This window comes from Scytonema hankhaensis NUACC26 (assembly GCF_045865695.1).
Classification (GTDB): domain Bacteria; phylum Cyanobacteriota; class Cyanobacteriia; order Cyanobacteriales; family Nostocaceae; genus Scytonema.
The window spans coordinates 40,193-59,600 of the sequence record NZ_BAACAP010000205.1 but is presented as its reverse complement, the minus strand read 5'-3'; the positions used below and the strand labels follow the sequence as shown (position 1 = coordinate 59,600).

At 42.2% G+C, this 19,408-nt stretch carries 20 protein-coding genes; 7 read left to right on the top strand and 13 right to left on the bottom strand.

Annotated elements, in window-relative coordinates; translation table 11 throughout:
- Positions 1-266 precede the first annotated feature (266 nt).
- Entirely contained in the window at positions 267-1,436 is a 1,170-nt protein-coding gene (locus ACKTT2_RS24715) for a n-acyl-d-glucosamine 2-epimerase (protein WP_407891484.1), read from the bottom strand.
- A gap of 139 nt (positions 1,437-1,575) precedes the next feature.
- Entirely contained in the window at positions 1,576-1,713 is a 138-nt protein-coding gene (locus ACKTT2_RS24710) for a hypothetical protein (protein ID WP_407891482.1), read from the bottom strand.
- 49 nt (positions 1,714-1,762) lie between these two features.
- On the opposite strand from ACKTT2_RS24710, the gene ACKTT2_RS24705 reads away from it, so the two are divergent.
- The 4 genes from ACKTT2_RS24705 (at position 1,763) to ACKTT2_RS24690 (ending at position 5,410) form a co-directional block, all read left to right on the top strand.
- Positions 1,763-2,614 carry an RNA-guided endonuclease InsQ/TnpB family protein gene (locus tag ACKTT2_RS24705; protein ID WP_407891480.1) on the top strand — a complete coding sequence of 284 codons (852 nt, stop codon included), beginning with the start codon at positions 1,763-1,765 and terminating at the stop codon, positions 2,612-2,614.
- Positions 2,571-2,780 (top strand): IS200/IS605 family accessory protein TnpB-related protein, encoded by a 210-nt coding sequence (locus ACKTT2_RS24700; protein ID WP_407891478.1) that lies wholly within the window; start codon positions 2,571-2,573, stop codon positions 2,778-2,780. The genes ACKTT2_RS24705 and ACKTT2_RS24700 overlap by 44 nt, the downstream gene beginning before the upstream one ends.
- A 23-nt stretch (positions 2,781-2,803) precedes the next feature.
- Complete coding sequence (locus ACKTT2_RS24695) at positions 2,804-3,076, top strand: hypothetical protein (RefSeq protein ID WP_407891476.1); 273 nt, start codon at positions 2,804-2,806, stop codon at positions 3,074-3,076.
- 177 nt (positions 3,077-3,253) lie between these two features.
- Complete coding sequence (locus tag ACKTT2_RS24690; protein ID WP_407891474.1) at positions 3,254-5,410, top strand: TPM domain-containing protein; 2,157 nt, start codon at positions 3,254-3,256, stop codon at positions 5,408-5,410.
- 11 nt (positions 5,411-5,421) lie between these two features.
- Here the strand turns inward: ACKTT2_RS24690 and ACKTT2_RS24685 are convergent, their stop codons facing one another.
- On the bottom strand, positions 5,422-5,793 hold the full coding sequence (locus ACKTT2_RS24685; protein ID WP_407891472.1) for a hypothetical protein: 372 nt from the start codon (positions 5,791-5,793) through the stop codon (positions 5,422-5,424).
- Between the two features lie 336 nt (positions 5,794-6,129).
- On the opposite strand from ACKTT2_RS24685, the gene ACKTT2_RS24680 reads away from it, so the two are divergent.
- Positions 6,130-6,375, top strand: a complete 246-nt coding sequence (locus ACKTT2_RS24680; protein WP_407891470.1) for a hypothetical protein — start codon at positions 6,130-6,132, stop codon at positions 6,373-6,375.
- An 11-nt stretch (positions 6,376-6,386) separates the two neighbouring features.
- On the opposite strand, the gene ACKTT2_RS24675 is transcribed toward ACKTT2_RS24680, so the two are convergent.
- The 3 genes from ACKTT2_RS24675 to ACKTT2_RS24665 all read right to left on the bottom strand — a co-directional run bounded on the left by ACKTT2_RS24675 (position 6,387) and on the right by ACKTT2_RS24665 (position 8,426).
- A complete protein-coding gene (locus ACKTT2_RS24675; protein WP_407891468.1) occupies positions 6,387-7,136 on the bottom strand; it encodes a pentapeptide repeat-containing protein in 750 nt (249 codons plus the stop codon).
- Between the two features lie 4 nt (positions 7,137-7,140).
- A complete protein-coding gene (ccmP, locus tag ACKTT2_RS24670) occupies positions 7,141-7,782 on the bottom strand; it encodes a beta-carboxysome protein CcmP (protein ID WP_407891466.1) in 642 nt (213 codons plus the stop codon).
- 80 nt (positions 7,783-7,862) lie between these two features.
- Positions 7,863-8,426, bottom strand: coding sequence for a hypothetical protein (locus ACKTT2_RS24665; protein ID WP_407891464.1), 564 nt, complete (start codon positions 8,424-8,426; stop codon positions 7,863-7,865).
- 57 nt (positions 8,427-8,483) lie between these two features.
- On the opposite strand from ACKTT2_RS24665, the gene ACKTT2_RS24660 reads away from it, so the two are divergent.
- Entirely contained in the window at positions 8,484-8,687 is a 204-nt protein-coding gene (locus ACKTT2_RS24660) for a GDP-mannose 4,6-dehydratase (RefSeq protein WP_500691399.1), read from the top strand.
- Between the two features lie 160 nt (positions 8,688-8,847).
- Here ACKTT2_RS24660 and galK read toward each other — a convergent pair whose 3' ends face one another.
- Both galK and ACKTT2_RS24650 read right to left on the bottom strand, forming a co-directional pair.
- Positions 8,848-9,909, bottom strand: coding sequence for a galactokinase (gene galK, locus ACKTT2_RS24655; protein ID WP_407891460.1), 1,062 nt, complete (start codon positions 9,907-9,909; stop codon positions 8,848-8,850).
- A 91-nt stretch (positions 9,910-10,000) separates the two neighbouring features.
- Positions 10,001-11,101 carry a M24 family metallopeptidase gene (locus tag ACKTT2_RS24650; RefSeq protein ID WP_407891458.1) on the bottom strand — a complete coding sequence of 367 codons (1,101 nt, stop codon included), beginning with the start codon at positions 11,099-11,101 and terminating at the stop codon, positions 10,001-10,003.
- A 302-nt stretch (positions 11,102-11,403) separates the two neighbouring features.
- Between ACKTT2_RS24650 and ACKTT2_RS24645 the strand changes: the two genes are divergently transcribed.
- Positions 11,404-12,045, top strand: coding sequence for a Uma2 family endonuclease (locus tag ACKTT2_RS24645; RefSeq protein ID WP_407891456.1), 642 nt, complete (start codon positions 11,404-11,406; stop codon positions 12,043-12,045).
- Between the two features lie 72 nt (positions 12,046-12,117).
- On the opposite strand, the gene galT is transcribed toward ACKTT2_RS24645, so the two are convergent.
- The 5 genes from galT to ACKTT2_RS24620 form a co-directional block, all read right to left on the bottom strand.
- The gene (gene galT / locus ACKTT2_RS24640) at positions 12,118-13,218 is read right to left on the bottom strand and encodes a galactose-1-phosphate uridylyltransferase (protein ID WP_407891454.1); all 1,101 of its coding nucleotides are present in this window, start codon (positions 13,216-13,218) and stop codon (positions 12,118-12,120) included.
- On the bottom strand, positions 13,197-15,083 hold the full coding sequence (locus tag ACKTT2_RS24635) for a glycoside hydrolase family 2 protein (RefSeq protein WP_407891452.1): 1,887 nt from the start codon (positions 15,081-15,083) through the stop codon (positions 13,197-13,199). The genes galT and ACKTT2_RS24635 overlap by 22 nt, the downstream gene beginning before the upstream one ends.
- A 548-nt stretch (positions 15,084-15,631) precedes the next feature.
- Positions 15,632-18,232 (bottom strand): U32 family peptidase, encoded by a 2,601-nt coding sequence (locus ACKTT2_RS24630; protein WP_407891450.1) that lies wholly within the window; start codon positions 18,230-18,232, stop codon positions 15,632-15,634.
- A gap of 50 nt (positions 18,233-18,282) precedes the next feature.
- Positions 18,283-18,777: a hypothetical protein gene (locus ACKTT2_RS24625; protein ID WP_407891448.1), complete on the bottom strand. Its 495-nt coding sequence runs from the start codon at positions 18,775-18,777 to the stop codon at positions 18,283-18,285.
- Positions 18,778-19,164 carry a hypothetical protein gene (locus ACKTT2_RS24620; protein ID WP_407891446.1) on the bottom strand — a complete coding sequence of 129 codons (387 nt, stop codon included), beginning with the start codon at positions 19,162-19,164 and terminating at the stop codon, positions 18,778-18,780.
- Between the last annotated feature and the right edge of the window lie 244 nt (positions 19,165-19,408).

The following is a 19,408-nucleotide window of genomic DNA, read 5'->3' as shown; positions in this document are numbered from 1 at the left end:
TTCCTCTCTTATACCCCCAACTTGCACGAGTGCAAATTTTTACTCATTATCCTTTGTATGAATAATTTTCCAAATATACAACTTTATTTGGGGAAGCGCCACTGTTAAAATACTTTTTTTAAGATTAGGCGTACAAAACGGAGCAATCAAGAATAAGTAGGGTGGGCAATGCCCACCGTTTAATATTGGTGGGCATTGCCCACCCTACTGTGAGTTTTTAAGATTAGGATAGTAAAACAGAGTCATCAAGAATTCTTATAGAAAGTTCAAAGCACAGCCTCAAACTGCTGCCAGCAAAGATATAACGCACGAGGAACGTGAAAGCAGCCTTTCCATTTTCCACCTTTGAGGTTTAACAAAACTTCTCCACGGCGATTGAGGTAACCAAACCACTCACCATATTCTGGATCGGCAAAATGCGACCAAGTGTAATCGTGCATCTTTTGGTACCACTCCCAACACGCCTCACGCCCCGTCAAACAATAACCCATCGCCAGTGCAACCAAAGATTCCAAATGTACCCACCACAGTTTTTGATCCCATTCCAACTGCTGTGGGGGATGACCATCTGCATCCATAAAATAATACAATCCACCGTATTCAGAGTCCCAAGCAAAGTTGAGGATGTTAAGCACGACATCAACAGCTTGGTTAATTGTTGTCACATCATTACGACGATGAGCAATATCCATGATAAACCACATTGCTTCTATCCCATGACCTGGGTTGATGAGACGACCATCAAAAGAATCAATGTGGGAACTATCGGGAGCAACATTTTCATACATCAGCCCTCGTTCTCGGTCTAAAAAATCGGTCATCACTTCCCGAACAGTTAAGTTGAGAACGTTCTCTAGAGTTTCACTCGGCAGTAACCATTCCATTTCTAAGGTGAGATTGGCTAATATCATGGGGACTGCCAGAGATTTGAGCGATCGCGTACCTGGGTATGTCTTGTTATACTTCCCTTTGGGGTTATGCATGCGACGTAAAACATTATCATAAGCCTGCATAGCCACATCCTTTGCCCAATTTTCACCAGTTGCGAGGGCGTATTGGCTAAAAGCCATGGCAGCAAAGCAATCAGAAAAGATATTGTATGGTTGAACCAAAGGATTTCCTTCGCGAGTCAGCGCAAAATACCAGTTCCCTTCCAAATCGCGACCGTGTTGAGCAAGAAAACGAGCACCATTGCTAGCAATATTCAGCCAGGATTCTCGTTTTTCTATCTGGTTATAAAATTTGGAAAAAGTCCAGACTTGGCGGTTTTGCAGCCAGATAAACTTATCCGTATCGTAAACGTTACCAGAGCGATCGATGCAAGTAAAATAACCGCCATACTCTCGGTCAATCGAATACTTTTCCCAAAATGGGAGTACATCGTTGAAGAGTGCATTTTTATAAAGTTCGGCTAGCTCTCTAAATTTGTACTCCATGAATATCTTTTCCCACGCACTACGCATAATAGGGTCAATTTTTTCCTTCTCGCGAATGAACGACAAGGAAACCAAAAACGTACTTTTTTCGTATTATAAAACTTCGCTCATGCGGATAATCGAATATAGTCATTTCTAGTTATTTTTTCGGTGCGTCGAGCTGTGCTATCCAAGCTCGAACAATATCTGAGGCTGATACACCTCTTTTTGCTGCTTCAAGTCGCAGCTGTTTTAATTCATATTCCGTTACTCTAATTACTAACCTTTTATCTCTCATGTGTATTACCATATGGGTATACACATGAGATAACAAGGAGGTGAAAGTTATGCAACTAGTGGAGCAACGAATTATCAAGATTGGGCATCCAGCATGGAAGCAAATAGACGCTATGTCATTCGCTGCCAAAAATTTGTGGAACGCTGCACAATACGCAATCCGGCAATCATTTATTTACAGACATGGAGTGCCATCCTATAACCAAATGGATAAGCTCATGCAGCCAAAAGAACAATATAAATCGTTGCCAGCCAAAGTTGCACAACAAGTACTTAAATTATTGGATAAATCGTGGAAATCCTATTTTGAGGCGTTAGCAGTATTTCGTCTGGAGCCATCGAAATTTACGGGAAAACCTCAAATCCCTGGTTATAAGAAAAAAGATGGTAGAGCTTTATTGGTATTTACAGAGCAATCTACCTCAAAAAAGGTTTTTAAAAAAACGGGACAAATTAAGCTGACAGACATCGATTACAATTTTGATCCGAAAATTCAAGAAATCAAACAATCGAAATACTGTCAATCGCGCATAGTCCCGAAACTAGATCATTATGTGCTGGAAATAGTATATTATGTGCCTGATGTTGAATTAAAGCAGTCAGAGAGAATAGCTGCGATTGATATGGGTATAGACAACTTAATGGCTGTAGCAACGAATGTGCCTGGGTTTCAACCAGTTCTCATTAATGGCAGACCATTAAAGAGTATAAACCAATTTTTCAACAAAAAACGTGCTCAACTTCGTTCCCGAAGTGGATTAAAAACATCAAAACGATTGAAAGCGTTTACCACAGAGCGCAATCTGAAAGTAAAGAATTACCTGCACCTTTGCAAGTGCTTGTGTTATCGATTTGTTGGTGGCTCACAAGATCACAAAATTAGTGATAGGTCAAAATCCTGATTGGAAGCGCAATTGCAATATTGGAAGGGCTAATAACCAAGCTTTTCTCCAAATTCCTCACGCTCAATTAATTGATATGCTCACCTACAAAGGAGCAAGAGTAGGGATTGAAGTAATTGTTCGTGAGGAATCGTACACCAGCCGCGCATCGTTGTACTTGGTTTGATTCTAGCTTTTATCCCATCAGCGATGGCACAAGCACCATGGAGTAGACAACGTTTTAACGATCTAATTAATGCTTTTCAAACAGAATTAAAGAACTATAGCAAACAAGTCATACTCATTCATGGAGATAGCCATTACTTCCGAATTGACAAACCTCTAAATAACTCGGAAGGTACAGTTATCACCAACTTTACGAGGATAGAGACATTTGGTTCCCCTAACGTTCATTGGTTGCGGTTAACAGTTAACCCACGCAATCCAAACTTGTTTGAAGTTAACCAAGAAATACTTCCATAGACCCTTCCCTAGCTCTCGTTCCCCTCGTTCCCAGGCTGAGCCTGGGAATGCATTACTAGAGGCTCCGCCTCGCTTTGTAGATTTCGCTCTTTATTTCTCAGTAATTTCAGTAAATCTTCGATTGAAACTTGTATTCTTTAGTAGCTACAGTAGTTACTAGAGATGAGTTAAAAAAAATTGTTAGTTAAATTATTTAAGCAAATTCTTTGGCTCGGCACATTGTGCTTGTTCCTGATTCTATACACCCCGTTCAGTTACGCATTACAAATCCAAGACATTCCCAATCCCCGACAGCAGTATGGAGGTTGGGTAACGGATATGGCAAATATCCTCAGCCCTGAAACCGAAGCACAACTGAACAAAATGATTGCCAACTTAGAGGCGAAAAATGGAACTGAAATAGCAGTAGTGACTGTTTTGGAAACTCAACCTGCTATCTCACCGAAAGCTTTTGCAACTGAGTTATTCAATACTTGGGGAATTGGCAAAAAATCCAAGAATAATGGTGTACTATTTTTAGTATCTACAGGCGATCGCCGTGTGGAAATTGAAAGAGGTTCTGGCTTGCGAACAAGCTTGAGCGATCGCAAAATTCGACAGATTATTGACAGTGATATTATTCCCCGTTTTCGACAAGGGTATTTAGAAGCTGGAATTTTAAAGGGAACGGAAAATGCGATCGCAATTCTAGAATCTCCTACGACTTTATCCGATTCACATCAAAACAACATAACCGATTTTCCAGGATACATTTGGATTATTGGGAATTTGAGTTGGCTTGGATTTATAGGATTTAGTGCTAGATTGTTGCTATTTTACTGTAAGCCTCAGATTTTAGGAGTTAAACAACCAGATGCGCGAGAACGTTTTAGTGCGCTTGAACTAGAACTATCTCAACCGCCATCAAAACTATCTAAAGAACAATCTTTTTATCAACGGTTAGTAGCAATTAGTTTTATTGGTTTAATCTTTACTCTCTTTTATGGCTTGGGATGGGAGATAGTAAAAGAGCATCAAGCCGAGAAGCTAAATTCGCCAATATTAATTGGAGAAGTTATATGGCTTTTGATGTTATACTTTTTACCATACATTACAGCCAGGATAACTAGTCTAATTATCGCGACTGTAACTGCTATTGTATTATTCCCCTTTCCATCAACTTGTGTAGCGATCGCATTGTCATCAATATTGAGTGCGATTTGTCTAAACATCCCTAATGGTAAAAAAGAAAGAATGAGCGAATCTCTTGGTTTTATACTAGGGATGACAGTGTTAGGGAGCGCAATATTTGTCTTTGTAGGAACAATTTATACTAGTAGGGAAAAGACTCTCACAGTATTAACTGTAACATCTTTACTGTTTGCCCTGCAAAATGCGCCTGCTGCCTGGGAAATAATACCAATTCTTCAAAAATTATGTAAAAAATTTAGTTCTCGCCCTACCTATCAGTGCAGTCACTGTCACCAAATCATGCAATCGATTCCACAGAACAACTTGTCAGCTTATCTCAGTCCTGCGGAACAAATGGCAACAAAATTGGGTAGTGTCAGTTTTGAAGGTTGGTTGTGCGCGAAATGTCAGCAGGATTTATCACCACCTGGAATTTACTTGAGGTCTTATCTTCAAGACCTATATTCCTCTGTTGCCTTTAGAAATTCTTTTAGTAACTGTCCCACTTGTCAAGAGTTAACAGTTGTTCGGGGTTCTTCAAAGGTATTACAAGAGCCGACTTGGAAGCAAGCAGGTATACGTGGAGTCAGACAAGAGTGCCATTGTTGCGGATATACTAATGATATTCAGGAAACTATTCCTTCACTAGAACTTCCTAAGAATGCACTCCTTATTTTACCTCAAGGGCGATCGCACGGTGTAGCAGAAGAAAAGCATTATCCCGTTCACTGTGCTAACTGTCGCAATCCGATGACAGCAATTAGGGGTGAAAAACTAAGACCTTTTCTAATATTAAACGATCTAGTGCGTTCGCGAAGCGGCGGCAAAGCAGCATCGCAAGACAAAATAGAACGAATTGGCTGGTACTGTGCTACCTGTTATCCCGAACTAAATGAAAAAACAATACATATCCGTACATACACGAGCAGAGTAGTTTCTAAAAGACGATCGTCTCATTCAAAAGTAGAACCTGATAATTCTACTACTTATTCCGAAACAAGTTGGAGTGCCGAATCTAGTAGCAGTTGGAGTAGCGATTCTGGTGGAAATTATGGTAGTGAGTCTAGTAGCAGTTGGAGTAGTGACTCTGGTGGAAGTTACAGTAGCGGTAGCGATTTTGGGGGTGGAATGAGTGATGGTGGAGGCGCAGGTGGTAGTTGGTAAAGGACTTAACCTTAATGAAACACTAGCCGCTCTGTATTCTTATATCTTTGCTGCTCGGCAAGGCGATTGATATTTTGCTGTGTAGATTTTGTTATGTTAGCATTTTCACCGCTTTCCAAACATTCGGGTGTGGTTGAATTTCCTTTACCTGAAGTTTTTTCATTTTCCAACTTAGAGCGATCGCTACTCAAGCTGCTGCGATTCTTATCTTCTATATAATATGCTTCTTGTGGCGGTACAGATATAACTTCCACCTCTGACTCTGATTCAGCATTGGCTCGATTATAAGCTCCAAAAGAAAGTAATATTGCGAGTGTTAACAAGCTTAACTTGAGGAAGTTAAAAGTGTTTAATTTCAATTGGATTTGCAAAAATTTATTCATAATGTTTTTTGTGAATTGTTAAAAGTAAATTAATCTAAATTGAATTGATATTAATCTGACTCAGTACATACATAAGGTGTAATTTACTGAGACTTTAGTTACAACCTAGTAATCTGTCTAGTACTAGAGTGCAACATAGAAATACGATTGGTAGTGCTACTAGCACAACTATTTAGCGATCCTCGTCACTGAATAGTTGTGACCGCGATCGCAATCCTTGTCACTGAATAGTTGTGACCGCGATCGCGGTCTTCGTAGTAAAACTCTAGAGGTATGTAGATCGAGTCTAAACTTGCGAAAATAGACCTGTTAAAGCAAAACAAAAAGAGGTACGTAATGGCGCGAGAGGTTACAGATGCGGATGGAATCACTTGGAGTTGCCTTCAAGCATATGCAGGTCTTTCCGATAGCGAAGAGAACCAAGCTGCTGCTCGAGTAAACGAAGCACGTAACACATTGTGGATTGTTTGCACTCCAAGTGGAGGTGCTAAATCAGTACGGCTCGAACTCCCAAGCGAATGGGAAACCTCTTATTCAGATGAAGCTTTGCTTGGTGAAATTACGGTACATCAACACAAGTAGTACTGAAATGTTTACAACTCAGGCATAATTGCTTCCTGAAAATTGGCTCCACTCAAGTTAGCACCTCTGAGATTAGCGCTTTTGAGATTAGCTCTAGTCAGATTTGCTCCTTTGAGGTTAGCCCATCTCAAATCAGCTCGGTCTAAGTCAGCCTCGCTCAAATTAGCTCTGACTAAATATGCACCACTTAAGTGAGCGTTGCTGAGGTTACTTTTGTAAAAGTCAGTTTTATAAAGGTAAGCCCCCATGACTTCCGCTTCGTACAAGCTGGCATTGCTGAGGTCTGCACCAGTTAAGTTGGCGGCGACTAAGTTGGCAAAACTGAGGTTGGTTCGGATGAGTTTTGCACTACCCAAATCCGCACCTCTCAAGTTAGCACCTCTCAAGTCAGTACCAATGAGGTTAGCATCTGCGATCGCTGCATCTTTGAGATTTGCCTCACTTAGATCGGAGCCAATCAGATTGGCATCACTGAGATCTGCTTGTATTAATTGAGCACATCTCAAATTAGCAATACTGAATTTAGACTCTCTTAACGTAGCTTCCCTGAGATTTGCTCGATAAAAAATAGCACCACTCAGGTCAGAACCACTCAAGTTTACTTGTACGAGAGAAGCATGACTAAAATTGACTCTACTTAAGTCCATTCCTTGGAGGTCAGCACCACTCAGATCTGGTTCTACTTGAGGGTATTTCTCTCGCCATTCCATCCATATCTGTGCACCTGCTTTCAGGAAATTCAGATGCCTGTCATTTGCCATTTTTCTACTCCTGACGCCCACCTTTAGGATTTGTCCGACCTGATACATTTTCTATTGCCGTCAACGCCCCCGCCGCACCAGCCAGAATATCCCGTTCTTGTCCGCCCAAGTACAACCGTCCAAAGCTTCCCACTGCTTGAACCTCTAGGATGTTAATCGACGCGGCTTTCTCTGCTTCATTTGCAGCTAAAGCCGCATAAGCAGCAGGCTCAACTTCTAATACATACAACGTGTGTCCTGCAAGTAAAAGCTGTCCTTTTCGGGTGCGATTAATCAGTTGTGTTTGATAAGCATCAATATTGCGAATAATTTGGCTAGAAACAACACGTGGTTTGAGACATTCATCTTTTCGGACTCCTAACGCTGCCAAAATCGCCTGACCTGCAGCTCGCGTTTCGCCTTGAGAGCCAGAATGAATTTCTAGCAGACCGTACAATCGCTCGACCACCTGTACTCCAGGACGGACAGAAGCAGCTTTGAGTGCTACATCCGTAATCCGATTAATTTCAATCCCCGGAGATATTTCAATCCACAGGGATGTATCTCCCGGTAATGGCAAGAAACCTTGAGCGACTGCTCCCATATACGCCGCATGTTGAGGCTGCAGGCTGTCGAGAAATACGAAACTCCGTAGTTCTATTCCCAAGGTTGTTCTCTCCAGTCATAAAGGTTAAAGTTAGATGTTGCAAAATATGAAGTTAACTTTAAACTACCACAAGAGGGGATCTATGGCTCATACCGCACAGTAGCTTCTTGTGACAAGAAAAAGTTGGCACAATTGGCATCACCTGTCAACCTCTGACATATATCTCGCACTTCAGAACTACCAATGATGATACGAATACGTAAACCGTAATCAGTTGGGTAAGCTTCATAGACAAACGGTTTCCTAGTTGCGGCAGTTATTGCAGCAGCCAAAGCCGGAGATACACAAATAATGGCATCTTTATTTGGAGGTACATAATAATCTATAAAAAAATCACTATCTCGCTTGTCTCTAGTCCAACCACTGAGTACTTTCTCTGTAGTCCAAGTTAAACATTTCAAATCAAATCCTTTCTCATATTCATGACCTCTTTGAATGACAACTTGAGGTACAAAATTTGGCTCGTACAATTTTTGTGCTCTTTGAGCTTCAAAAGCTTTAATTAAACTATTACTATCTATAATTCTGGCTCTAATAATACTGGTAATAAAAATAATATATAATGATAATAAACTTATTCCTAGAGCTATTATTATGGCTAATAAATATCCTGGTCTCTTACGTTGTGGATTTCGTTTTCTCATAAATAGATTTTTATAAAAAATTACATATTCGTTAATACTAAATGACCCATACTTTAAATAGTATTAAGTTTTTGTAAATTTTTAAAATATTTGCGCGATCGCGCACTTTTAGATAACATATTTACAACCCACAATATAGCTGCTATCATGCATTTTGCTGCCTATATTGCCGTTAGTGAATCTATCATTGACCCAGCCAAATATTACCAGAATAATGTTACGGGTACATACATTAAAGAAATTATTACCTACGCATGGTAGTGGCATCAAAAACGCCACGCGAGCGCAACTTAGTAATGTACTATTTCCAGGATATAAACTATTCATCTTGTGGTGCGGGCTTCTAGCCCGCAACTAATACAGGACGGGCGAGGACGCCCGTACCACAAGAGATTTTGAAAGATTTTTTATTTGTAAGTCTCTAAGCAGGAACCAAAATTCGTCCCTTGTTACCTGTTTGGTTGTATTGTTCGAGAACCTGATTTGCAATATCTTTTGCCTTCTCCGTAACAACTAAAGCAACACAAGCTCCTCCAAAACCAGCACCTGTCAGCCTTGCACCAAAGACTGCTTCCGTTTTCTGCAATATCTCCACTAAAGCATCCAACGCGGGTACAGATACTTCATAATCGTCTCGCAAACTAGCATGAGATGCGTTCATCAATTCACCAAAGCGATGGGATGAAACTCCTTGCAAAGCTTCCAAAACCCGATTATTTTCTGTAATTACATGACGGGCGCGGCGTTGCAACACTTCAGGTAAATCTTTGGTTAGATCGGGGTCAGTAATATCTCTCAGAGCCTTCACTCCTAACAACCTCGCTGCTTCCTCGCACTCAGCACGTCTCTGGTTATACCCGCTACTTGCTAGAGTTCGAGGAACTCCGCTATCAATCGCGACTATCTCTGCTCCACTTGGAAAAGAAATGACGCGGCGTTCTAGAGTACGGGTATCTAAGAACAGCATATGCTCGGTGTCAGCGAGACTCGAAGCCATTTGATCCATAATCCCGCATTGAACGCCAGCATACTTAATTTCGGCTTGTTGTGCGATTTGGGCAATTTCAACATCATTGATAGGGAGGTTAAGGAGTTGGCGTATTGCTCTTAGAGTGCTGACTTCTAAAGCGGCGCTGCTAGATAAACCCGAACCGATAGGAACTGTCGATTTGAGGTACACATTGAGCTTCGGAATCTCGTATCCCTCTTTTGCCAAAAGTTGAATACAGCCATAGATATAACTTGCAAATCCAGATGGTGTACGATCGATTTCTAAAATGTTAACTTGTTCGTCTAAATCTTCTGAATAAAAGTGGTGTTCTTCGTCAGTACTAAAACTTAGTTGTACCTTTGTACATTGAGGAATTGCAGTTGGGAGAACAAAGCCATCATTATAATCAGTATGTTCGCCAAGTAAGTTAACTCTTCCCGGTGCAGTGGCTTCTGTTTTAGGTGTTTGACCAAATATTTTTTGAAAGTTCATAATGCTGTTGCGATCGCTTGACTTGAAGACGCAAAAGTGCTAGTAAAAGCATAAAACTTTTACGTAATTTTCGTTCATTGTGTAAATTTTTTTATCCTATCTCCAACGGTACGGGACGCAATCTTCCCTCTATCTCAACATTGGGAAAATTTGCATCAAAAGTCAGATTTTCTAACTTGCCATCCTGGAGGAGCGCAAAAGTATCTTCAACTTTTGCTCCTCGTAAACTTGGATTCCACGCAACAGCTATACCTTCTGCTAAAGTGTCAGTAGTAGTCGGATTTGCTACAATTTCTCTCGCTAAATATCCCGTAGTTCCACCTTGATGATGTTCCTGGATTGCGCGATCGTATCCGTGCTGTTGATAGGCTTTAGCTAAAGTGTCATAAATAGAATTTAATGGAGTTCCAGGTAGACACAGATTCAAGGCTTGGGCTTCTATTTCGCAGACTTGATAATGTAGTTTAGTTTGTTCATCCGTAAGCGTACCAAAACAGACAAATCGCGTTAGATTCGCATACAATCCATATCCCCTGGCACAGAATACCAGCATTGCTTGCCGTCCAATTTGTTCCCCAGTTGGTGTAGCATGGCGGTATAGGGGTAAACGCCTTTCACCAGCTACCAATGTGAGTGCTGGATGCAGCCCCCTTGCCCACAGTGCCTCTGCACCTGCACCTGCTAACTGATATTCTGTCCAAGTCGGCTTGGCAGCTTTTAATACCTCTGTTATTGCCTCACTGGCTTTACGCCCCACTTGACGATATCGCTCTAGTTCGCTTGACATCATGATTCTTTTCCGACGTTGTAAAGAGGCGGGTAATTCCTTCTCTAGATCGATGGTAGAGCGATCGCTCAAAACTTTCCCACCTCCAGTAACATCTCGGACAAAAGTTTCACGGACAGCAGCATCAGCCCAAGGATTGGCGTAAACTTGAAAATTTGCTGGTAGTTCTTCATCTTGTAAGCGCTGTGCTTCAATTTCATCTGTCAAAATCCAAGCATCTTGTGTTGTTATCAGCACTTCCGCAACTCCAGTTTCAGCAGCAAGTAGCACCGTGTTAGAAGCACCAGCCGTCGCCCAAGCAAACCAGTCTGTTCCGCGTAGGCGTAAACCCTGTGACTCGGTTTCTGTTAGAGTTTGACGTATGAATTCCACTTTGGTGGAGACTTCTTGATTTAAATCATTCATAGAGCACCTGTGTTGAAATGTCTTAACGCGATCGCCCGGTATATGTTGGGATTCTCCTATACGTAATTATGAGGTTTACCTTATATAAAATTTCTAGATTTCGCTCGTAGTTGTGCTAAGCACACTAAAGCAGAACTACCAACGATTGACAATTATTTACACTAATTTTTTGATGACGTTTCAACCAAAGTTGGAATATAATTTACTCTACCTTACTTCAACTCTAACTCAAACGTACAAGATAAGCTTTAACAACACTATTTAGGTGTTTATCATGAAAGTACACTAGTCCCATTAAAACTATGTACGCCGTAATTTCAAGCGAAAAAATTCAGCTACCCTCCGGAACATTAGTGAGAATGCCCGGTTCCTGGCAACTCTATCTTACCCTTTGCGATAGCCGAGGTGATTCCTCCATTCCAAGAATTAAGTACCGATCTGGAGAAATTTTACTCATGTCACCACTGCCCAAACATGGACGTGAAGCTAATATTTTGGCAGATGTTGTGAAAGTTTTACTTGATGCCCAAAACCGTAACTACGAAGCATTTACCCCTATCACAATGGAATTGCCTTCTGAAAGCGGCATTGAACCAGATTATTGCTTTTATATCGATAATTGGCAAGCAGTGGTCGGACGAGACCGATTGGATTGGGACACTGACCCATCACCGGATTTGGCAATTGAAATTGATGTCACTTCATACACTGATGTTAATGATTATACCCCCTACCGGATCGCAGAAGTTTGGATATTCAAACGCGATCGATTGGCAATTTATGGTCTACAGGAAAATAAATATCAACTGCAACCAACCAGCCGCTACTTCCCTAATATGGATTTAGGAACTCTTATCGTTCAATGCTTGAAAGTTGCAAGCGATCGCGGTACAGGTGTAGCTATTCGCGAATTACGCAGTTCTTTGGCATTAGATAAAGAATAAAGGGCGGGCAAGATGCCCGCACCACAAGAAATTTTGGGATATTTTTATTAGGAAATCCCTAAACCGGTATTGTCACAACAGTACTGGGGTTTCGATATTTACTACCACAGCCTGTAACTCGCGAGCCTTTTCCTCTGGCAAAGCATCATTGGCAAACATCCCTGCAGCTAGTTCTGTTCCAGCTAAATACTTTAGCCTCTCGCTTGTCCGATAGGGTGGGTAAAACTGTGCGTGTAAATGGGCTTCGGGATGAGCCTCACCGTCAGTTGGAGCGCTAAACCAAGCCATCAGGTAAGGAAACGGGCGATTCCACAAACCGTCGTACTTAAGAGTGACGGTTTTTAATGCCTTGGCAAGTCCCTGACGTTGTTTTGCACTCAAGTCGTAAAAGTGACCCACGGGCTTAATAGGAGCAATCCAAACTTCATATGGGTATCGGGCGCATACTGGAACGAATGCGATCGCTTCTTCATCCCGATAAATAATTCGTTTGTTGTCAGCAATCTCCTTTTGAATCAAATCCTCCAGTAAAGAACGCCCTTGTTGTTTGTAAAACTGCCTCTGTTGTTCCAACATTCTTGCGGGAACAGGCGGTACAAAAGGATATGCGTAGATTTGCCCGTGGGGATGATGTAAAGTAACACCAACCTCTACGCCCTTATTTTCAAAGGGTAATACATACTGAATTTGTGGATTGGCTCCAAGTACGCGGGTGCGATCGCCCCACACTTGTAACAGCAAATCCAGGTGCTCTAGTGGCAGAGAACTGAGGGATGCGTGAGGGTCTTGAGTAAAAACCACAACCTCACACGCACCATTGGCGGGCATAGTATCTACGATACTGACAGGTGGGTTTTGTGCAGTCACAGCCATTGATGGAAAGCGGTTATCAAACACTGCCACGTCATACTCTCCTTGCGGGAGTTCTGTAGGAAACTGTGGGTCTTTGGTAGGTGCAAGCGGGTTATATTCTGGTGGTGGCATAAAAGTCCGCCCTTGACGGTGACTCGCATAAGCCACCCACTCGCCCCGTAAGGGATGCCAGCGTAAATGGGGATTGGCTTGCACTGGCTCGTTGCTAGGACTTGTGGGTTGTAGATTGCTTGCAATAGGAGATCGACTGTATAAGGTCAGTTGGCGACCATCCGGCTTTAACAGTGTGTGGGAGTACATAATGCTTGTCCTGAGAGGGTTGCAGCACGGATCGCCTCCAAAGGAATTTTAGGCGTGCGATCGATGTATAACAACCCATTAGCTTCTTGGAAGGTATCCGTTAACTGCGTATAACAAAATCCAGTGAATATCTCAATATTATTGATAGTTTCTAGTAGCGCGGCATATTTCATTTGTAGTTCTGAGATATTCCAGCAGCGCTCGTACCCCCAAGCTTTGTGAGCTTCAGGTTTATCGTCAGGAGCATAGGCGATACCGCCAAACTCAGTTAGCATGATAGGCTGCCCTTGGTGAGGGTAGTTATCGAGGGTGAGGATACGTCCTCCAGGACGCTTGTGTTCAAATAAATCTGATAGCTTGACATCAGGACCATAACGATGAGCCAAGTGCAACGGATTGGTATCGTAATCATGGATGGCAAGAATATCTGTATCTGTACTTTCCCAGCCATCGTTGCCAATCACTGGGCGAGTTGGGTCGAGGGTCTTGGTCAAGTGATACATTGCTAAAACGTAGTTCCGGTGAGCCTGTGTTTCAACCAGATTTGGAACTCCCCAAGATTCATTAAATGGTACCCACGCCACGATACAAGGGTGATTGACATCGCGCTTAATAACTTCAGTCCACTCGTGCGCCATGCGTTCTACCGCTTTATTTGTGAATCGGTAAGCGCTGGGCATCTCCTCCCATACTAACAACCCTAACACGTCTGCCCAATATAAAAATCGGGGGTCTTCAATTTTTTGGTGCTTGCGTACTCCGTTGAAACCCATTGCTTTGGTGAGTTCCACATCCCGCCGCAACGCTGCATCATCAGGTGGTGTCATCAAGCTATCTTGCCAGTAGCCTTGGTCTAAGACGAGCCGTAAATAGTAGGGACGACCATTAAGCATAAAGCGATTGCGCTGTATGCTGACAGTTCGCATTGCAGTATAAGTTTTGACTTTATCTAGAAGTTTACCTTGATACCATAGTTCAATATCAGCATTAATAAGCGTTGGTTTTTCTGGACTCCACAATAATTCATTACGGTAGTCATCGATACCAGGATCGGCAAGAGTGAGGCGGCGGCTAATTTCCCCATTGAACACTTCATAAATGTCGTTCACGAGAATGCGATCGCCAACATTAAGTTTCATCTTTATCTGTATGCCTGAAGCAGGTACATCACCCGCGAGTGCAGCAAAGCAACCAATTTCCCACCGCTCAAAATCAGGAGTCCACCGGATATGGTCTATGTAAGTCGTACCCACACGCTCAACCCAAACCGTTTGCCAAATACCAGTTGTGCGAGGATACCAAATACTGTGTGGTTCGAGCTGCCAATCCTGTTTCCCGCGAGGTTTGGCAAGATCTTGAGGATCGTCTTGCGCCCAGACAGTGACTTTTGTAATTCCACTGTCATTTAAAACATGGGTAATATCTAGAGTGAAAGGAGTATGCCCGCCTTCGTGCTCGGCTATATAGCGATCGTTCACCCAGACACGAGCGCGATAATCAACAGCCCCAAAGTGCAGCAGTAACCTACCCGAACCGGGAGGTGTTTCAAATTCCTTCTCGTACCAGCAGTTTGGATGAAACCCTGTGTCACCAATACCACTTTTGATAGATTCGGGAGCAAACGGAACTTCTATATTATGAGTCCACTGAGTCAAATCGCTAGGTTGAACGCATTTGCCTTCGTTATCAAATGCAAATTTCCAAAGACCATTGAGACTGTGCCAATAGGACAGAGCAGTTTCTCCAGAGGTAATACGTTGGAATTGTGGGCGGGGGTATGCTAATTTTTCAATACCAAAACCCGTTTCGTTCACGGTACGAGAAGTTACTTCAACTTCACTGTTATCTAACTCTAATGCCTTCATAGCAATTTCTTCCTACTTGTTTACAATATGTTCTTTTAACTTCAACTTGTTCCAAAAGTTTTTAGACAAGCACTTCTAAGATGACCTAAAGTTTATTATCTGTTTCAAATATCGTTATTTATAAAAGCAACCTCCTAAAAATAGGGTTTGGCATTAAGCAAAAGGCTTTCAGTCCCCTCAGCTATGAAGGGACTAATTAGGTATTGACTTCCGACTCGTGACATTATGGCACACTTAAAACAAATATGAACCCGAAGCAGAAAAAAAAATTTAATAAAATTTTTTATACTTACATATCAAAAACCGCTCCTATATCTACTATTTTAGAAGCGGATTTTCTAAATTTTTTAATTAAAATTTGTCATAAAAGCACGTAATAGCTGTCTTTCACGAGTAATGACAGCAACAAGAGCCAAAAAATATTTTTTAAGCGTTAAAATGGCAAAATTTAAAAATTTGCTTTTAGAGAATATTCTTTTCCATAACTTCAACCGCTTAGTGGGCATTGCCCACAAAATTACGATCGCGAAGCGCAAGCTGTACCCAGCTTATCGCATTGCATTTGCAGCCATAGGTCCGCGAGTAACGCCAAGCTGACTTTGCAACTTCAACTCTCGCCAAAGTTGAGAACCTGTAATCTCTCCTTGCAATAGTTGACGGTATAGACATATTGTTTGCGTTACCAACTCTTGTGTCTCGTTCGCAAATTCAATGCGGAAGTGACGCAATCCTAGCTCTAAAAGCCGATGTACGTATTCTGCTCCGGTTTGTGCTGTACCATTAAACACGGTGTTGCGACAACCTGCATCAGCTTGGAGGATATGTTCTGTTCCTACGCGATCGCGCAATTTGACTTCATGCTTTTCGCAGGGGCGTCCGCAGTTTGTGTAGTCTGTTCCTTTAGATAAGAAAGCGCAAAATACACAATGTTCCATATGGAACATAGGCATATGCTGATGAATTGTTACCTCAAACCAATCAGGCGGACAACTTTGGAGGAGACTCTCCAATTGAGTTACGTTTAAATCATAAGATGCTGTCACTCTCTCTAAACCAAATTTGTTTTTAAAATAATCTGCTGTAAGGAAATTGGCAACGTTGAGAGAAAAATCTCCCACACAACGATCTTGGGCAAAGTATTGAAGATGATCGTAATTTCTAATGAGATAACCATCCGCATTAGAAGAACGCACTTGTTGTAGAATCCAATTTTCTCCTGGCTTGGTAATTCTGGGTGGTGCAACCCAAATGGTAGTGAGTGGAGAGGAATGAACTATTTTTACTGCTTCTTTGTAAGCACGGGGATCTTCAAATTCACAATAAAGTGTTTCAATTCCTGCTTCGAGTGCTGCTTGCAGTTGCTTGAGGTTTCTTACTAGGACAATCAGGGAGGGGACAAGAGGAGGGGGGGATGGGGAGAGGGGAAGAGGGGGGGATGGGAGTAAATCTTTCAGGGAAACTTCAGAACTGAGTTGCCATTGTTTTGGTTGGGAACGTAACTCTTCTAATTGTGTTACGATGTCTCGGCGGAGTCGGTTCAATTCGCTAACGGGAATCATCACTGCACCGCTTAAATGATTTGTCAAAGTCCCCAAACAAAAGGGAGTATTGCCAAGACGACCAAATTGTTCTTGTAACTTTTTGGTGGTTAAAGGTTTGGTGCGTGCTTCTTCTAAAACGATCGCAGATTCTACTTGCACGATATGACCTTTTTGGTCGCGTGCGATCGCTCTTAGCGCAAGCTGTACCCAGCTTATCGCCTCTGGCGCAAGCGAAGCTATCGCAATCAGTGGTCGATCGACTTCTCCATAAATTTCGATATCGATTGGTCGCTGAAATTGTGGGTTTTCGCCTGCAAAACTTTGCCGCAGTTGTTTATCAAGTTCGGGGTCGCTAGTTTTCCAAACCTTATCTCCTACGTGTATCCGTCGCCAGTTCAAATCCCGCCGTCCAAATGTCAGGAAAGTATCTTGTCCTTTATGTTCTACTGCATAAATCCGACCGCCTTCTTCTTGTGCTTCGGGATGACCGCAATCAAAAACAACTCCATCTCCTGGTTTAACTGGGGCTTGCGATCGTATGACTACCTTCTCATTGCTAATACGGATGACTTCACCTAAGTAAACTCCACGCTTTTTACCAAAGTTCGCATGAACCAGTTCCTGATTGTTAATTCCGCGAAACCATCCCGTGTAAAGCCCGCGAGAAAATGCCATTTCTAAGTTGTAATGTTCTCGATCTGTTGCATCTAGAGACAAAGAGTCACCTGTCTCGACTTCTGCTATAAGTTTATCCAGTGCTTGACGATAAACGTTGGTAACATTGGCAACATATTCTGGGGTTTTCAACCGACCTTCTATTTTTAAACAAGCAACTCCTGCTTTGACTAAATCTGGCAAAACTTCTAAACCAGCCAAATCTTGAGGGCTGAGCAAATATTTGCGATTTCCCAAATTGACAACTTTACCATCAGAAATCAGATCGTAAGGCATTCGGCAAGCTTGAGCGCATTCACCACGGTTAGCAGAACGCCCTCCTAATGATTCGCTTGTCAAACACTGACCTGAATATGCTACGCACAACGCTCCATGAACAAAGACTTCTAATGGTAGGTGTGTTTGTGATGATTCTGCGTGCAGGTGGTGCTGAATTTTCTCAATTTCTTTGAGAGAGCATTCACGAGCAAGAACCACTAACTGACAACCAAGGGATTTTGCAAATTCGACCCCAGCCGCACTAGTAATAGTCATCTGCGTAGATGCGTGGATGGGAAAATCAGGAGAAAGGTGACGGATGAGACGGCAAATACCTACATCTTGGACAATAACTGCATCTACGCCCGCAGCGATAATTAAGCGGAGATATTGTTCTGCTTCTTCAAGTTCTTGTGGAAATATAAGTGTATTCAGGGTGACATAGCCCTTCACACCTCGAAGGTGAAGAAATTCCATTAATTTGGGCAAGTCGGCTTCTGTAAAGTTTTGCGCCCTCATTCGCGCATTAAATCGATCCAACCCAAAATATATAGCATCTGCCCCATTTTCAACAGCAGCTTTGGCACAATCCCAATTACCTACAGGAGCGAGTAGTTCGGGAAGTTGAAATTGGGGTGAAGTGTGTTTGGAGGTTGGTTTGCGATCGGCTTTCATTGGGTTTGAAATGGAAAAGAGAGCACCATTGTGATTCTATCGTTTGTACTTCAATCTTGTGATTGAATCAAAACTTTTTGTTGTTGGGTTGGGAACAAGACTCGCCAAAGCTGCACCAAGGGCACAGAGCGCTGTTCTCGAACAAAAACTAAAGGTAACAGCGCAAAAAGTCGCAGGATGCCTGAGAGAACAAACAGCAATAATAAACCACTAGCACTCCATCTCGTGGCAATTAAGCTACCTGTAGTGATTCCCATTGCTCCAGTCACACCTGCAATTGCTCCCGCGATCGCAAAATATTTAGACTGAGAAGCAAGTGGTGGCACGCCAATAAGATTCATCAAGCTGAGAATACTATTGCGAAAGCCAAAATACCTTCCCCGCAACCGTTGTGGTACTAGCACAGATGTCCAACCAAGCCAAGGGGCGCGACCTAGCGATTCGATGATATTGGCTAGTGTAATAATTGCCAATGTCAAGTACACCACTTGATACTCAGCAATGCGAGACGAATTGAGCAACCAAATCGCTGGTAGCAGAATCACCTATAAGAGCCGTGACGGAGTAAAAACGTATATGGCGTACCAACGGAAGCTAGTACTTCGGTCAATTAAATATGCACCTAATGGTTGAAGCAGATTCACTATTTGAGGAATAGAAGCAAGTAAACCTATTTCTACTGCACCTGCTCCTAGCTGTAGCAAGAAATTACTCAGCAATGCGCCGCTAATGATATTGTAGAAAATCGTAGCGAAAACACTTTCCAGAGTTAATGCTTTGAGGCTTTTCCGAATTTCTGGTTTAGAAATTTTAAAAAGCGGCTTTAGATTTAAAGGAAGTACTGTTTCTGTTATTGCCCTATCTTCTGGGATTTCTTGAATAGGGATAGGACTGGTTTCCATTAAAAAATGATCTTCTTGATGCCCTGACATATTGTGTAATCTATATTTAAATTCTCTACTTAGAAGTACGGAAATTAACCAGTCACTTGTTATTAGTTACTGTTAACAAATAACTGTTCCTATTACCTTCAACTTCTTCCACAGGGATGAATCCGCTATAGCAATCCGATTTGATTAGTCCTATAGTTGTGCTCTCGCATACTACTCCCTTCGGTGCTCTTATGATTACCATTACATGTAGGGTGGGCAGTGCCCACCGTTCGCTATTGTGCGG

Excerpts from the sequence above, each read along its gene's own strand:
- ACKTT2_RS24715 (WP_407891484.1), bottom strand. The coding sequence starts at position 1,436 with ATGGAGTACAAATTTAGAGAGCTAGCCGAACTTTATAAAAATGCACTC.
- ACKTT2_RS24710 (WP_407891482.1), bottom strand. The coding sequence starts at position 1,713 with ATGAGAGATAAAAGGTTAGTAATTAGAGTAACGGAATATGAATTAAAA.
- ACKTT2_RS24705 (WP_407891480.1), top strand. The coding sequence starts at position 1,763 with ATGCAACTAGTGGAGCAACGAATTATCAAGATTGGGCATCCAGCATGG.
- ACKTT2_RS24695 (WP_407891476.1), top strand. The coding sequence starts at position 2,804 with ATGGCACAAGCACCATGGAGTAGACAACGTTTTAACGATCTAATTAAT.
- ACKTT2_RS24685 (WP_407891472.1), bottom strand. The coding sequence starts at position 5,793 with ATGAATAAATTTTTGCAAATCCAATTGAAATTAAACACTTTTAACTTC.
- ACKTT2_RS24680 (WP_407891470.1), top strand. The coding sequence starts at position 6,130 with ATGGCGCGAGAGGTTACAGATGCGGATGGAATCACTTGGAGTTGCCTT.
- ACKTT2_RS24675 (WP_407891468.1), bottom strand. The coding sequence starts at position 7,136 with ATGGCAAATGACAGGCATCTGAATTTCCTGAAAGCAGGTGCACAGATA.
- ACKTT2_RS24665 (WP_407891464.1), bottom strand. The coding sequence starts at position 8,426 with ATGAGAAAACGAAATCCACAACGTAAGAGACCAGGATATTTATTAGCC.
- galK (WP_407891460.1), bottom strand. The coding sequence starts at position 9,909 with ATGAACTTTCAAAAAATATTTGGTCAAACACCTAAAACAGAAGCCACT.
- ACKTT2_RS24650 (WP_407891458.1), bottom strand. The coding sequence starts at position 11,101 with ATGAATGATTTAAATCAAGAAGTCTCCACCAAAGTGGAATTCATACGT.
- ACKTT2_RS24645 (WP_407891456.1), top strand. The coding sequence starts at position 11,404 with ATGTACGCCGTAATTTCAAGCGAAAAAATTCAGCTACCCTCCGGAACA.
- galT (WP_407891454.1), bottom strand. The coding sequence starts at position 13,218 with ATGTACTCCCACACACTGTTAAAGCCGGATGGTCGCCAACTGACCTTA.
- ACKTT2_RS24635 (WP_407891452.1), bottom strand. The coding sequence starts at position 15,083 with ATGAAGGCATTAGAGTTAGATAACAGTGAAGTTGAAGTAACTTCTCGT.
- ACKTT2_RS24630 (WP_407891450.1), bottom strand. The coding sequence starts at position 18,232 with ATGAAAGCCGATCGCAAACCAACCTCCAAACACACTTCACCCCAATTT.
- ACKTT2_RS24620 (WP_407891446.1), bottom strand. The coding sequence starts at position 19,164 with ATGTCAGGGCATCAAGAAGATCATTTTTTAATGGAAACCAGTCCTATC.